Origin of the sequence: Acinetobacter sp. NIPH 298 (assembly GCF_000369505.1) — a bacterium.
Lineage (GTDB): Bacteria > Pseudomonadota > Gammaproteobacteria > Pseudomonadales > Moraxellaceae > Acinetobacter.
In genome coordinates this window covers 864,981-879,707 of record NZ_KB850055.1, presented here as the reverse complement: position 1 = coordinate 879,707, position 14,727 = coordinate 864,981, and the positions used below count along the sequence as shown (strand labels likewise).

Here is a 14,727-nt window from a genome sequence, read left to right as displayed (position 1 = left end):
ATAAGTGACTTATTAATACGGAGTTGCTTCAAACAAGAGATGCACATCACTGATCACCCCTTCTTTAAAGCCGCCTTCGCAATAACAAAGATAGAAATCCCACATTCGAATAAAGTTTTCATCAAAACCTAGCGCTAAAACTTGCGCTTTGGCATTTAAAAACCGCTCCCGCCATTGATGAATGGTTTCCGCATAGCTCAAACCAATATCTTCAAGATGCTTTAAACGTAACTGTTGTTCAGATGCAGCTTGAGTCAACACACTGATACACGGAATAAAACTGCCAGGGAAAATGTAGCGTTTAATATAATCCACGGTATGCAACGCTTTTTTATAACGTGCATCTTCAATCGTGATCGCTTGAATCAAGCCCAAGCCATTGGGTTTTAATAAAGATCTACATTTATTAAAATAGGTCGATAAATATTGCTCGCCCACCGCTTCGATCATCTCGATAGAGACTAATTTATCGAACTTGCCTTCCAATAAACGATAGTCTTTAAGTTGAACATCTACACGGTGGCTCAAGCCAGCATCTGCAATGCGTTTGGTTGCTTCGTCATATTGAGCTTGAGAAATAGTAATGGTGGTGACTTTACAGCCGTAGTGTTGCGCGGCATAAATTGCAAAACCACCCCAACCACTTCCAATCTCAACCAAATGATCCATCGGCTTGAGTTGTAGTTTTTGGCAGATCAACTCTTTTTTATAGTCTGAAGCTTGTTCTAAAGTCATGTCCTTGTGCTGATACACCGCACTGGAGTACATCATTGAAGAATCGAGAAATAACTTAAAAAAATCATTGCTCAGGTCATAGTGTTCAGCAATATTTTTACGACTGCCTGTGAGTGAGTTTTTGCGGGTTTTGTACCACGCTTTTAACGCCAGTTGACTCACTTGAGAAATGACATTTTGGTTGATTTTGTCTAGCACATGACGATTTCTCGCCAATATCTGAATCACTTCGACTAAATGTTCACTGCTCCAATAGCCTTGAATATAGCCTTCAGCCGCGCCGAGCACACCATTTTTAAAAATGAGATTGATTAACTCTTTATTATGAACCTCTATCGTCGCTTCTAAATCTGAAACCTCACCAACAGTGCCATTCCATTCTCCACGAAAATGAATTTGACCATGACGAAGTTTAAGCAAGCTTCGTAGAACCAAAGGCAGTGAATCGTGTTCACCGAAAATTAGCGTTTTCATCATGTTGTTTTAAATCCTTATCTTTTTTAGGATGCCGATAAAAAGGAACTTTCTTTCGCCATAGATGAAATGCTTGTATATAAATTGAAGCTAACATCTTGAAAGGTTCGAAGGCATGATGAATAGCATATCGATTGAGCTGTGAAGGAAGTGTGATGTTCACCAAGTTGAAGCGCATCGTTGCATCAAAAATCATTTTTTGCGACTGATACAGTTGCATATGAATGACATGCTGCACGTCAGAAAAACTAAACTTCCATTTATATTGAATATCCATCGGCATAAATGGAGAAACATGGAAACTTTTCTCAAACTCGAACTCTACCGCCTGATATTGGCTATGGTTTTGTAATTTATGTCGGCAATCATGTACATAGACTTTCCGTTCATTCCACGGCGTATTGCTAATCTCAGTTAATATAAAAATAGGTTGTTGCTGCTGATTGAGAACAAAATAAAACACCACCGAATTAAAACTAAAACCAAGCGTTCGCGGTAAAGCCAATACACGAATTTCTGCTTGAGCTGACAAAATGGTATCGGCTTGCTGCAACAGGATTTTTTTTACTTTTTCTCTAATCGTACCTGTGTAACCTTTGAGAAAGTCATCTTCATAAAGATTTAGGATATTCCAGCGACGTGTTGAACACAGCCATGATTTGCCCAAATTTGCCGTTATTTGATCGGGATCAAAGCATAGATAACTCAACGATGCCTCGAAGTGATGTAGTTTGGGCGCAAAACGGCGATGCCTGATTTTTGCTTTTGCGATCGAAAGTGAATCATTAAACATATCATCACTCCCAATATCAATCAGATATCTTCAATAAAGGTTCGACTACACGTTCAGCACTACTTGCTCCGTCCTCATGGAATCCCCATCCCCAATACGCACCACAAAATGAACTGCGATTGTTGCCATTTAGTTCATGCCAACGTGCTTGTGCTTGGATTGCTTTTTTGTCAAATACAGGATGTCGATAATGACGTTCGACATAAATCTTGTTTTTTGCAATTGGCATATTCGGATTGAGTGTCGAAAACACCTGTGTTTTACACGGTAGATTCTGCAAGCTGTTCATCCAATAGGTAAATCCATAATGCACATTATTTACATTAGATTTTTTCTTAGACTGATCTTGGGCTGTCACATGCACATGCCAACTCGCCCACTGTGATCGACGTTTTGGCATGATCGAGCTGTCACTGTGTACGACCATAAAATTATCTTGATAATCGAAACAGCCTAATATATCTCGCTCTATTGCCGAAGGATTTCGGATCAGCTTTAAAGTGTCATCCGCGTGACTGGCAAACACAACCCAATCAAAAGCTTCCTGATTTTTTTCGGTAATAATCGTAACAGAATCATCAGCACGTATTACCTGTTGCACTGGGGCATTCTTCCACTGTATGGAAGGACAAGCCGCTCGAATTGCGTGAATATAAGATGCCGACCCACCTTTTACCGTCTGCCATTGCGGTCGATCTTTTAATTGCAACATACGGTGGTGTTGAAAAAAACTCACCACAAATTTATAAGGGATTTTGCCCACTTGATCGACAGGACTTGACCAAAGTGCGCCACACATTGGATATAGATGTTCGTGTCTAAACACCTGCGAATAATCATTTCTATTTAAATAGTCTTCAATTGTTAAATCAGCATCACACTCATCTACCGAAACATCTTTATTGTCCTGATAAAAACGAATTAAATCAGACAACATGATCCGAAACTTTTTATTTAAAAAATTGTGTGGTCTGGTCAATAGTGACCATTTTTTTGAAGGGTTGTACTGTAGCCCTGTCACCTGATTATTAACTGAAAAACTCATATCACTGCTCTGAGCTTTTACTTGCAATTCAGCAATCATGGCACTGAATAAGGGATAGTTATAATCATTAAACACAATAAAACCGCTATCGACCGCCACGTTTTTATCATCAATCAATAAATCATGCGTATCAGTATGACCACCAAAATAATTTTCTTTCTCAAAGATCGTTACTTGATGCTGTTTAGATAATTTCCACGCAGCATACATGCCTGAAATACCAGAGCCTACGATTGCAATCTTCATCAAGACTCCTTGCTATGAATTTTATTTGAGTTCATTTTGAATTTTTTGAGTTGGTTTTTACGTGCAGTGTAAATACGTTGTGGCACAGGCTTTATTCCCCATATCAGTCCCAGCCAAGACATGACTTTTAAAAGATAATAGGTAATATCTATTTGCCACCAAAAGAAACCCTGTTTGGTACTGCCTGCATAATAGTGATGGTTGTTATGCCAGCCCTCACCTAATGTGATAATGGATAAGAATAGATTATTTCGACTATTGTCTGGGGTTTCAAAGTCCCGACTGCCATAGAGGTGCGCAAGCGAATTGATACATAAAGTCGCATGGATCAACAAAACAGTTGAAACAACAAAACCCCAAACCAGCAACTGTAAACCCGATGTCCCTAAGCTTGGATAAGCACCGGCTAACCAATCACCAAAACCGTAAATGGCCAAAGCCGTGATCAATACCACAGGCAAACTAAACCGATCTAGCCACACAATCTCAGGAAATTTAAGCCAGTCTTTGATCACTTCTTTACGGGTAGAAAAATTCTGCTCATTTAAAAACCAACCCACATGACTGTACCAAAACCCATGTTTTGATGAGTGCGGATCATGATCCGTATCGGTATATCGATGGTGATAACGGTGATGTGCCGCCCACCATAATGGACCGCGTTGAGCGCTCATTGTGCCAATCAGCACAAAAATAAATTGTACAACTCGTGAGGTTTGAAATGTCTTATGCGATAGATAACGATGGAAGAATGCGGTAATCGCAAACATTCGAATAAAATAGAATATCAGCATGAAAAACACAGCAAACCATGAGACTCCGACCCAAAAGATGGCTAAACACGCGAGATGCAATATGATAAATGGTAGAATTCTGAGCCACTGAATTTGGGGATCTTTTGAGGTTTTTAAAGTATCAAACTCATTTGTCTCGGAAGTATGCGTTATCGACCAACTGTCTATCCATCGCAGAAAAAATTTAAGCATTGATTCTTCCTGACCCATCTCTTTTTTATAGTTTTGATTTTAGTTAATTTGACATGAAATTTATGTGAAGCTCGAACGCAATTGATTAAGCTACCATGCTCATCATAGTATAAAATTATTGAATAAGCATATATTTTTGTTGATTTTTTATAAGGCCAAACAAGATTGGTTTAGGCGATGTATTGAAAAAATAGAATTAATAAATAAAAAAGCGAGTCACATCGAACTCGCTTTTTTACACTGATCTTAAATTAACTTTTCAGATGAGGATTTTCTGGGATCAAATCATTTTCTAAATGCTCATCAAAGATATCGGTCAGCATGCTGTCATAGCGTTTTGCGTTGTATTGCAAGAGCTTTTCTGCTTCGCTTGAGTCAATGAAACCAACCGATACTGCATCTGCAATGTGCTCTTCGAAAGTAAGCCCTTTAAACTGATCTTTGGATTCAGCTTTTTTAAACTTATTCCATAGCGGTTGCACAGTGAGCAACATTTGGAAAGTTGACTCCATTCGTCCCATCACATCATCTGCTTCAGTCGTGTAATAAACATGTTTTTTCAACTCTTCTCGGAACGCATGTTCCTGTAGAAGTAATTGAGCAACGTCTTGTTTAAGTTGATCCGAAGGTTTTGAAATAGGTCGACCAAATGGGAAACAAATCAATTTCACCAACTGAGCTGCAATCTTGACTGGAAAATTCTCGTAAAATCCGAAAAATGCTTCTTGTGCATTATATAACGCTTTATTTAATGCCAATTCTGCATGCTTCTGTTCAGCCTCAGTTCGTTGACCATTTTCATAATATTTTAAAATCGCAGTTGCGATGAATAAATAAGAATGGATATCAGCCAAACGTCCTGAAAGCATTTCTTTACGTTTTAAATCCCCCGCCAAAATACCGAGTGCCATATCTGCTGTTAAGGCAAAATCTGCACTCATACGGTTGATGATGCTGTAGTAAGGTTTTGAAAACTGATCAGACTGTTTAGAGCCATGATCTGAGCCACCTGTGATGCCAAATGCAACTGCTTTTGCTGCACGGTTGAATGTATAAGCAAGGTGTTTAAACAATAGTGGATTAAATTGTTTTAAGGCAGATGCTTTATCTTCCGATTGCAACAGCTGTAACTCTTCGAATAAATAGGGATGACAGCGCATCGAACCTTGACCAAAAATCATCAAAGAACGTGTCAGAATATTGGCACCCTCAACTGTAATCGCAACTGGAATTGATTGATAAGTCAACGCAAGGAAATTACGCGGCCCAAGTTGAATTGCACGTCCACCTACAACGTCCATGCCATGATTAATGACTTTTCTCATCGCTTCAGTGGCATAGTACTTCGCCATCGCGGTCATTACTGCGGGTGTTCCGCCTTGGTTCAAACCACTGGTTACTAAGTAGCGGAATGACTCCAACATATAAGCATCACTGGCAATATCGCTGGTCGCTTCTTGCACACCTTCGAACTGCCCAACAGACACTTTGAACTGCTGACGAACACTGGCAAAAGCACCGACCAACAGATAACTCATTTCACCCGCAGCCGTTGCCAATGCAGGCAGTGAAATACCACGACCGACACCAAGACATTCCATCAGCATGCGCCAGCCTTTACCTGCATTTTGCTGACCACCAATAATCCAATCAATCGGGATAAAAATATCTGTCCCTTCAACAGTACCATTCATAAATGGTGCACCGGGATTGTGTCTTGCTCCAATTTTTATGCCTTCGTGACTTGCAGGAATTAAGGCACAGGTAATGCCATATTCGACTTTGCTTTTGTCCCCTAACAAGCCATCTGGATCATGGAGTTTAAACGCCAAACCAATGACAGTTGCAATCGGTGCAAGTGTGATCCAGCGCTTGGAAAAATTCATTTTCAGACCAAGGACTTCTTGACCTTGGTATGTTCCATAACAAACTACACCTGTATCTGGAATCGCGCCCGCATCTGAACCCGCTTCTGGACTGGTTAAACCAAAACATGGTACTTCCGTTCCATTTGCTAAACCGGGCAAATAACGCTGCTTCTGTGCTTCTGTTCCATAATGCAGTAACAACTCACCGGGACCCAGTGAGTTTGGAACCATACAACTCACAGCAGCAGTCAAAGAACGCGAAGCAATCTTGCTCATAATTCGGCTTTGTGCAAAAGGTGAGAATTCTTTGCCCCCAAATGACTTGGGAATAATTAACCCTAAAAAACCTTTATCTTTGACGAATTGCCAAACTTCAGGCGGCAAGTCTTTATCTTGGTGATGAATTTTCCATTCATCTAGCATTGAACACAATTGCTGCACTTCATTATCTATAAATGATTGTTCTTCTACTGAAAGCTGAGGATAAGGATACTCATCAAATTTTTCCCAGTCGGGAGAACCCATGAATAACTCTTTTTCCCACCAGCTTGTACCTGCTTCTAACGCTTCTCTTTCTGTGCTGCTCATACTTGGCATCGCTTTGGAGAGTATGTTGAAAGCGGGACGACTAATAAAAGCTTCACGCAAGGGAGGAATGAGTAAAATCACACTCATCAAGATGATCGGTAGCCCAATCAATAAACTCCACGGTGTGATAAAAACACTACATACAATAGCGATGAGGATAGAAAGAATACTACCGGTTGTTCGATTGAGTTCGAAATAAAATACAGCCCACAGTATAACAAACTGAATCAACAAGCTAAGCAATATCAATAATAGAGTCATGGTTGCTCCTTTGGCTTGAACTTGAACTGAGAAAATGAAGTCTAATTAATTAACTTTATAATTGAATCTAGTCTTGAATTAGTGAAGAAAGAGTGAAATTTTATTGTACAGAGAGTTTTTTTATTTTCCCTATAAGCTACCAAACATTACATAATTCTTGCAAAACAAAACTTAAGTAAAAAAGAGCGATTATTTTAATATGTATTTGATACCAACTGATATATCAGCATGATTATTTAAAACATCGACAAAAAAGTAAATAGATATATAAACAACAACTCAAAATAAATATTAATTTATATATCAATTAGATAAATAAAAATAATCATCACTACTTGTAGTGCTTGCATCACCAAAAAATTTAATTACATTTAAAAGTTATTTTCCATTATTATTAAAAAGAATGATTTTAAACATGGATCTATAAAAACTCGTTATTTAAAAAATACTTCTAGAATATTTCACCCATCAATTACACCTAAATTAAACAAGATGTTTTTATCACAGTGCTTCGTTTCAATATCAAAGCGTTGCTAACAATAAAAAAGCTTAGAGTGATCTGACAGCTCAGATAACCATTAAAACTCTAGCGCTGAAATATCACTTTAGCTGGGTAATAAAGACTAAAAAGCTAGAGTTCCCTATTTATGCAATCGCATGATTTAGAAAACTCTAGCTCACCTTCCATTACAGATTGTAAATCACTTCATCACTATTCAGACACTTTGTATTTATTTAACGATCATATCCGCCCATTCAACAAACGGGTTATCAAACTTTTCCCATTCTTCTGCACCTAATGCCATTTCGTCATCAGTTAATAAACAAGCATCGAATTGTTGGATTAAATTTGATTCATCCATATCCATGCCAATCAATACGATTTCTTGACGTGCATCACCCGTTAACTCATCCCAGTTTTTCTCTATAGCTTCACGACTGGGTTGATCTTCAGGCCAATGCTCATCACCTACAGCCGCCCACCAATAACCTGCGACACCATGTCGCGCCATCGCGCCTGCCTGAGACCAAGTGCCTGCAAATTCAGGATTGGATGCCAACCAAAAGAAGCCTTTTGAGCGAATAACGCCTTTCCATTCTGAGTTTACAAAATCAAAAAAACGCTGGGGATGAAAAGGTTTTCTGGCACGATAAACAAAACTGCGAATGCCATATTCTTCTGTTTCAGGAGTATGCTCACCTCTGAGTTCTTTTAGCCAACCTGGTGCTTGTGCCGCTTCATTAAAATCAAAGAGATTGGTGTTTAATATACGATCTAGATTTACTTGGCCAAAAGCTGAAATTTCAATTTTTGCTCTCGGATTAAGTGAATGTAAAATTCCAAATAACTGTTCTTTTTCTTGAGCATTAATTAAATCAACTTTATTTAATACGATCACATCACAAAACTCGATTTGATCAATTAAAAGGTCAACCACATTTCGTCCATCTTCTTCACCCAGTGATTCACCGCGCGATTGCAAACTGTCGAGTGAACTATAATCCTTTAAAAAATTATAAGCATCGACCACCGTGACCATGGTATCTAAACGAGCAAACTCACTCAGTGAAACGCCATTTTCATCTTCAAAAGTAAAAGTTTCAGCAACAGGTAATGGCTCGGAAATTCCTGTCGATTCAATTACCAGTTGATCGAAACGATTATCTTCAGCTAAGCGACGCACTTCAATGAGCAAATCCTCTCTCAAGGTACAGCAAATACAACCATTACTCATTTCCACTAGCTTTTCATCGGTTCGTGACAACTCTGCGCCACCCTCACGTACCAAAGCGGCATCAATATTGACTTCTGACATATCATTCACGATCACTGCGATTTTTCGCCCTTCACGATTATTCAATATATGATTAAGTAACGTGGTTTTTCCTGCGCCCAAAAATCCTGACAAAACGGTGACAGGCAGTTTAGATGGAGTGGCTAAAGAATGATTCATTGGCTTTCTCACTTTTAAATTTGCTGGGTTTCATGTTTGGAAGTACATGAAAAACATTGACCTAATACTTCTAAATATTGGTATTTAGGATTGAACTTTTTGGCTTTGATGGAGGATTCCACACAGTTTTTAAGCTGTGGAATCACAATACTTTGTACCTGTTGACACTCTGTACACACGGTAAAAAGTTGGTAACTCGCTGTGATTTCAGCTTGACTGAGGACATACATATTCAATGTATTCAGTTTTACGATCAGGCATTGCTCTGAGAGCTTTTTAAGAATGCGATAGATTTGGATCGGTGCATGAAAGCCGTAGGGCTTTGCCTTTTCTAACAACTCATAAGCGCTCATGGCTTTGTTTTCTGTTTTTAATATGTCTAGAATACTTTGCTGGGCTATGGTTCGTTTCATTGCGATTTACTCATTGTTATTATTCGAAAAATTATTTATGCACGGTGATGATGTGTAACGGTGATCGACACCCCATGTACGATATCCCGCCGCATCGATATGAATTTGTCCTGATGCATAAACACCTAAACCCATATTCAGTGCTGCACCTTTCTCACGCCAAAACTGACAAAGTTTAGTTTTTGTTTTCTCGATATGGATCTGTTCAATCGGATCTGGTTTTTCACTGCCAATGCGAAAATCGAGTGCCGCATTAAAGACGTGTTTAGATGCGCCCGCTCCGCCAGCACACTGATTTAAAGCATAGTTTCGATAGACCGATGTCACCGTAAATTGATCTATCAACTTTTTTTCAACAAATTGATTGAGAATCGTTAAAGTTGGAACAATGTTGCGCCATAACTCTCTTGGTGGAACTTCATATTCGGCATAATTGCATTTCTGCCAATCTCTAGCGGTCTGAAAAAATTCAGCGTCTGGAATGTAAGAATCAACGCCTTGAGCTTTTAAAAAATGTTTATATGCCAGTATTTGTTGTTGATGCTCGGCTTGATTCGCCCATTGTAAGTAAGAAGATGGTAGGCGCTTTTCTTGTAGAATAATTTTTGGAATAACCTGTTTCTGTTCAAGCTTAGGTTGCTGATTTAGCTGAGCCGCTTTATCAGGGTAATGACATGCAGAAAGACAACTAATGAATCCAAGCAGATAGATTTTGTTCATTTTGATTTGCCAGCGTCTCTCAAAGTAAATTAACGACACAACGAGCTTGTCGATACTTGTTGTTATGTTATAACATTACATTAAGCATTACAACGTAAGCAAACAAATGAATCTTGTTCTCCCCGATATTTCTGCTGAATCTACTTTACCAAAAGCATATAGCCATTCCCTTGACTGGGTCGGTATGGAAAACATTGCGCTACCAGTACATATCGAAAATACACGTTGCCCAAGCCAAATCAATGCTTTTGTCAGCCTAGATGACCCTTTCGCCAAAGGCATTCACATGTCGCGTTTATATACCCGACTTTTAGAATTGACCAATATAAAAAATCTCAGCCTATTTGATATCAAACACGTTTTGAAAGACTTTTTGGAAAGCCACAAAGATTTATCAACACATGCAAAAATTGAAATTCATAGCGAACTGTATATCGAACGACCAGCCTTAATTAGTAAGCTATCGGGCTGGAAAAGCTATCCTTTTGTGCTGTCTTGTCAACTTCTAAAGGATCAATTTGAAGCGAGACTAAAAGTCGAGATTCCCTATTCTTCCACCTGTCCTTGTTCCGCGGCGCTCGCTAGAAATATTATTCAACAACGATTTCAAACGGCATTGGCTAATCAAGAAATCAGTTTAGATCAGCAACAAATCGTGGACTGGCTCAATACCACGGACGCGATCGCAGCGACACCGCATAGCCAAAGAAGCTTTGCCATTCTCAATTTCAAACTCGATCAAAATATTAAACATATCCCGTTAATTTTATTCATTAATCAAGCTGAACAGTCACTCATGACAGCCGTGCAAACTGCGGTAAAACGTATTGATGAACAAGCATTTGCAGTCGCCAATGGTCAAAACCTTATGTTTTGTGAGGATGCATTAAGACGTCTCTATGGCACATTTCTACAGCATAAAAATATCAAAGGCTTCAATTTTAAAGTCATTCATGCCGAAAGTTTGCATGCACATGACGCTGTGGCTCGGGGTTCATGGCAATGGTAGAACTTTCAATTTTCGAGCGCATGGAACACGGTGCTTTAGGACAAAAATTTGATTTCAACAGCGTGTTTGAGCAGATCAAGTGGAATCAAGATGGTCTGACCCCCGTCATCACTCAAGACCATCAAACGAAAGACGTATTGATGATGGCTTGGGTGAATCGTGACGCTTTAATCGAAACATTGCAAACCAAACAAGTGTGTTACTGGTCACGATCACGCAAATGTTTATGGCGCAAAGGCGAAAGTTCGGGACATCGTCAATATTTGAAGGATGCCAGACTCGATTGTGATGGCGATAGCCTTTTGTTTCTGGTTAATCAAATCGGTCCTGCTTGCCATACCCAACGTCCCAATTGTTTTTATCTTGGTCTGGACATTGATCAGGTCGAGATTTTAACCCAACCGATAATTTAACTTATTTATAAATAATGGTAATCCTATGCTTCGTAAAAATCCATCTGGTCATCTTCCTTTAATTGATCAATCTGCGTATGTCGATCAAACCGCGATTATTTGTGGGAAAGTTATTGTTCATGCCAATGTGTTTATTGGACCCTATGCGGTGATTCGAGCAGATGAAACCGATAAAAATGGAGAAATGGAACCGATTATTATTGGCGCAAATTCCAATATTCAAGATGGCGTTGTGATTCACTCCAAAGCTGGTGCAGCAGTGACGATTGGTGAAAATTCATCGATTGCACATCGCTCGATTATTCATGGTCCTTGTGAAATCGGTCATCATGTTTTTGTTGGTTTTAACAGTGTACTATTCAACTGTAAGGTTGGTGATCATAGCGCGATTCGACATAATGCAGTGGTGGATGGACGTGATTTACCGAGTCACTTTTATGTTCCTGCCATGAGCTATATCAATCCTAAAACAGATTTAAGCCAATATCCTCCTGTTGATGTTTCGATCAGTGAATTTTCTGAAAGTGTGGTCAGCACCAATATCGAGTTAGTCAAAGGTTATAAGGCGTTGCACAATGAGTTTTAGAAAATTTCCTAAGATCATTATTCGTAATGCCAACCTAGTCAATGAAGATAAACAGTACATTGCTGATGTGCTGATTCAAGATGGAAGAATTGAGAAAATTGCCTCAAACATCACAGGTATTTTCAATGCGAAAAGCATTGATGCCAATGGTGCTTGGCTGATCCCCGGCATGATTGATGATCAAGTGCATTTTAGAGATCCTGGCTCACCGCAAAAAGGCAGTATTGCATCGGAATCAATGGCCGCAACCATTGGTGGTATTACCAGTTATATGGATATGCCTAATACCAATCCTGCAACATTGAAATTAGAAACCTTAACGCAAAAAAAGCAAATTGCAGCACAACACAGCATGGCAAATTATGCATTTCATTTTGGTGTGAATTCTGACAATTTAGACATTATTGAGCAACTTGATCCGAAGCTAGTCAGTGGTGTCAAAGTGTTTATGGGTGCATCAACTGGCAATATGCTGGTTGATGATCCTCAAATTCTTGAACGGTTGTTTGCCAATGTGCCGACGATCTTATTGACGCATTGCGAATATACGCCTCGGATTAAGGCACAAGAAAAGTTATATTTGGAGAAATATGGCGAAAATATTCCAGCAGCAATGCATCCTAAAATTCGGGATAAACAAGCTTGCTTTGAAAGTTCTCGACTTGCTGTTTCATTAGCTGAAAAATATGGAACGCAACTGCATGTTTTACATGTTACAACTGCCAAAGAACTTTGCCTATTTAAAGACTTACCACTAAATCTAAAGCATATTTCTGCTGAAGTCTGTATTCATCATCTCAGTTTTGATGATTCTGACTATGCTGCACTTGGGCATTTAATTAAATGTAATCCTGCAATCAAGACTCCACAGGATAAAGATGCCTTGATCCATGCAATTTCCAACAGTAATCGTTTGGATATTATCGGAACCGACCATGCACCACATACTTGGGATGAAAAACAACAACCCTATATGAATGCACCTTCAGGTCTACCACTGGTGCAACATGCTGTACCCGCATTGATGGAGCTGGTTGCGGATAGCAAACTCAGCATCGAAACAATGGTACGTAAAACCTCTCATCAAGTCGCAGACCTATTTAAGATCAAAGATCGTGGTTATATTCGTGAGGGATATTGGGCTGATCTCGTTTTACTTAGAGAAAATACGCAACGTATCGCAGTGAAAGATCAGCGAAATTACATGAAGTGCAATTGGAGTCCTTTCCAAGATAAAACTTTCCGTTATGGGGTTGATACCACGATTGTTTCAGGACAACTTGCGTGGCATCAACAACAATTATTTTTAAGTTGTCGAGGCAAAGCACTAGAAATTGATCGATAGAAAGGATATTTGATTAAATTCCGAACTCGCTTGCTCTACAACTTTTAGTCCAGTTCTGGTCTGCTCAACGGTGTAAGTACTATATTGCCCCGTTGAGACTAGACCGAATTGAAGTTGAGTTCTTAAAATTAAGAAAACCTCACTAGGCTTATCTTTGAATAAGATAGATGAATCACCTATTATAAGTGTTTGTTTCATTTAATGATAAGGATCGACTAACTACAATCCAACCAATCTTTGATGTTGGCTATAACATATACATACTAAGCAATTCTTCTACTAAACTTAAATTTTCAATAAAATTAACATAGTTAAATAATATAAAAATCTTAATTTTTTTTCTTCAAATAATCCTCTTCGTCCATAATCTCCCATTTACTATTTGGATCATCTACCACAATTTGTATACCTCCTTCATCCTTTAAAATTCGAATATTCTCTTTAGTTACTTTACTATCCAATTCAACTAATTTCTTTTGAGCAACGTCTAATCCTAATTCTTTTGCTAAAGTATAGTAAGCATATGCAAGATTAAAATCTTGTTCTACTCCATCACCTTTTTCATATAGTGAAGCTAAATTGTAAGCAGCGCGAGGTTCTCTATTTTCTATTGCTTTTTCATACCAATATTCAGCTTGCATTTTATCATTTTTGACATACACACCTTGCTCAAAGAAAACCCCTAAATTATATTGAGCTTCAGGATTACCTAGTTCAGCAGCTTTTTCAGAAAAACTAAATGCTTTCTCATAGTTTTCCTGATCAACGTACATTTTTGACAAACCTTCATATGCCCGTGAAGGATTATCTTGGACTCCTAATAAATACCAACTCTCTGCTTTTTCAAAATCTGGTGCTCGACCAAAGTCCTTACTTCTATATAGTTCTGCCAAGTTCAATTTAGCGTCTTTGCTACCATACTTATTTGCTTCTAAAAAATATTCTTCAGCCTTCTGAAAACCCTTATCTTTTCCTAAACCAGCAAAATAAATCATGCCTAATGAGTTTATAGCTTCATGGTTATGGGATTTTGCAGCCTTTTCAAACCAATAATAAGCTTTATCATAATTAGGCTTGATATTATCTAATCCATTTAGATAAACCCACCCCATTAGATTCTCTTTTTCATCTAAGGATAAGTCTTTTAAATTAAAAATTTCACACTGCTTGCTACTACTTCCTGCTAATTTACACTCTTCCTCGAGCGTAGGAAACCTATCCTGTTTTTTCAAATTTGTACAAGCAGAAATACATATAACTAGACTCACCAATAATTTCTTTTTCAGCATT

At 38.5% G+C, this 14,727-nt stretch carries 13 protein-coding genes; 4 read left to right on the top strand and 9 right to left on the bottom strand.

Going from position 1 to position 14,727, the window contains the following annotated elements:
- Window positions 1-12: 12 nt before the first annotated feature.
- The 8 genes from F903_RS09185 to F903_RS09150 all read right to left on the bottom strand — a co-directional run bounded on the left by F903_RS09185 (window position 13) and on the right by F903_RS09150 (window position 10,084).
- Window positions 13-1,212 (bottom strand): SAM-dependent methyltransferase, encoded by a 1,200-nt coding sequence (locus F903_RS09185; protein ID WP_005196498.1) that lies wholly within the window; start codon window positions 1,210-1,212, stop codon window positions 13-15.
- Entirely contained in the window at window positions 1,187-2,002 is an 816-nt protein-coding gene (locus F903_RS09180; RefSeq protein WP_005196496.1) for a DUF1365 domain-containing protein, read from the bottom strand. The genes F903_RS09185 and F903_RS09180 overlap by 26 nt, the downstream gene beginning before the upstream one ends.
- Before the next feature lie 16 nt (window positions 2,003-2,018).
- On the bottom strand, window positions 2,019-3,293 hold the full coding sequence (locus F903_RS09175) for an NAD(P)/FAD-dependent oxidoreductase (protein ID WP_005196494.1): 1,275 nt from the start codon (window positions 3,291-3,293) through the stop codon (window positions 2,019-2,021).
- Window positions 3,293-4,279 carry an acyl-CoA desaturase gene (locus F903_RS09170; RefSeq protein WP_005196492.1) on the bottom strand — a complete coding sequence of 329 codons (987 nt, stop codon included), beginning with the start codon at window positions 4,277-4,279 and terminating at the stop codon, window positions 3,293-3,295. The genes F903_RS09175 and F903_RS09170 overlap by 1 nt, the downstream gene beginning before the upstream one ends.
- 251 nt (window positions 4,280-4,530) lie before the next feature.
- Window positions 4,531-6,996 carry an acyl-CoA dehydrogenase gene (locus F903_RS09165; protein WP_005196489.1) on the bottom strand — a complete coding sequence of 822 codons (2,466 nt, stop codon included), beginning with the start codon at window positions 6,994-6,996 and terminating at the stop codon, window positions 4,531-4,533.
- A 731-nt stretch (window positions 6,997-7,727) separates the two neighbouring features.
- A complete protein-coding gene (gene zigA / locus F903_RS09160; RefSeq protein ID WP_005196487.1) occupies window positions 7,728-8,951 on the bottom strand; it encodes a zinc metallochaperone GTPase ZigA in 1,224 nt (407 codons plus the stop codon).
- 14 nt (window positions 8,952-8,965) lie between these two features.
- Window positions 8,966-9,364: a transcriptional repressor gene (locus tag F903_RS09155; RefSeq protein ID WP_005196486.1), complete on the bottom strand. Its 399-nt coding sequence runs from the start codon at window positions 9,362-9,364 to the stop codon at window positions 8,966-8,968.
- Window positions 9,365-9,370: 6 nt separating this feature from the next.
- On the bottom strand, window positions 9,371-10,084 hold the full coding sequence (locus F903_RS09150; RefSeq protein ID WP_005196484.1) for a D-Ala-D-Ala carboxypeptidase family metallohydrolase: 714 nt from the start codon (window positions 10,082-10,084) through the stop codon (window positions 9,371-9,373).
- A gap of 106 nt (window positions 10,085-10,190) precedes the next feature.
- Here F903_RS09150 and folE2 point away from each other — a divergent pair, with 106 nt between their 5' ends.
- Genes folE2 through F903_RS09130 form a run of 4 tightly spaced genes read left to right on the top strand, consistent with a single transcriptional unit; the run spans window position 10,191 to window position 13,437 of the window.
- On the top strand, window positions 10,191-11,093 hold the full coding sequence (gene folE2 / locus F903_RS09145) for a GTP cyclohydrolase FolE2 (RefSeq protein ID WP_005196481.1): 903 nt from the start codon (window positions 10,191-10,193) through the stop codon (window positions 11,091-11,093).
- On the top strand, window positions 11,087-11,506 hold the full coding sequence (gene hisI, locus F903_RS09140; protein ID WP_034595142.1) for a phosphoribosyl-AMP cyclohydrolase: 420 nt from the start codon (window positions 11,087-11,089) through the stop codon (window positions 11,504-11,506). The genes folE2 and hisI overlap by 7 nt, the downstream gene beginning before the upstream one ends.
- 25 nt (window positions 11,507-11,531) lie before the next feature.
- Window positions 11,532-12,092: a gamma carbonic anhydrase family protein gene (locus tag F903_RS09135; RefSeq protein WP_005196477.1), complete on the top strand. Its 561-nt coding sequence runs from the start codon at window positions 11,532-11,534 to the stop codon at window positions 12,090-12,092.
- The gene (locus F903_RS09130; protein WP_005196474.1) at window positions 12,082-13,437 is read left to right on the top strand and encodes a dihydroorotase; all 1,356 of its coding nucleotides are present in this window, start codon (window positions 12,082-12,084) and stop codon (window positions 13,435-13,437) included. Before F903_RS09135 ends, F903_RS09130 begins: the two co-directional genes overlap by 11 nt.
- Window positions 13,438-13,766: 329 nt before the next feature.
- Here the strand turns inward: F903_RS09130 and F903_RS09120 are convergent, their stop codons facing one another.
- Window positions 13,767-14,726, bottom strand: coding sequence for a tetratricopeptide repeat protein (locus F903_RS09120; protein ID WP_005196472.1), 960 nt, complete (start codon window positions 14,724-14,726; stop codon window positions 13,767-13,769).
- Window position 14,727: the final 1 nt, after the last annotated feature.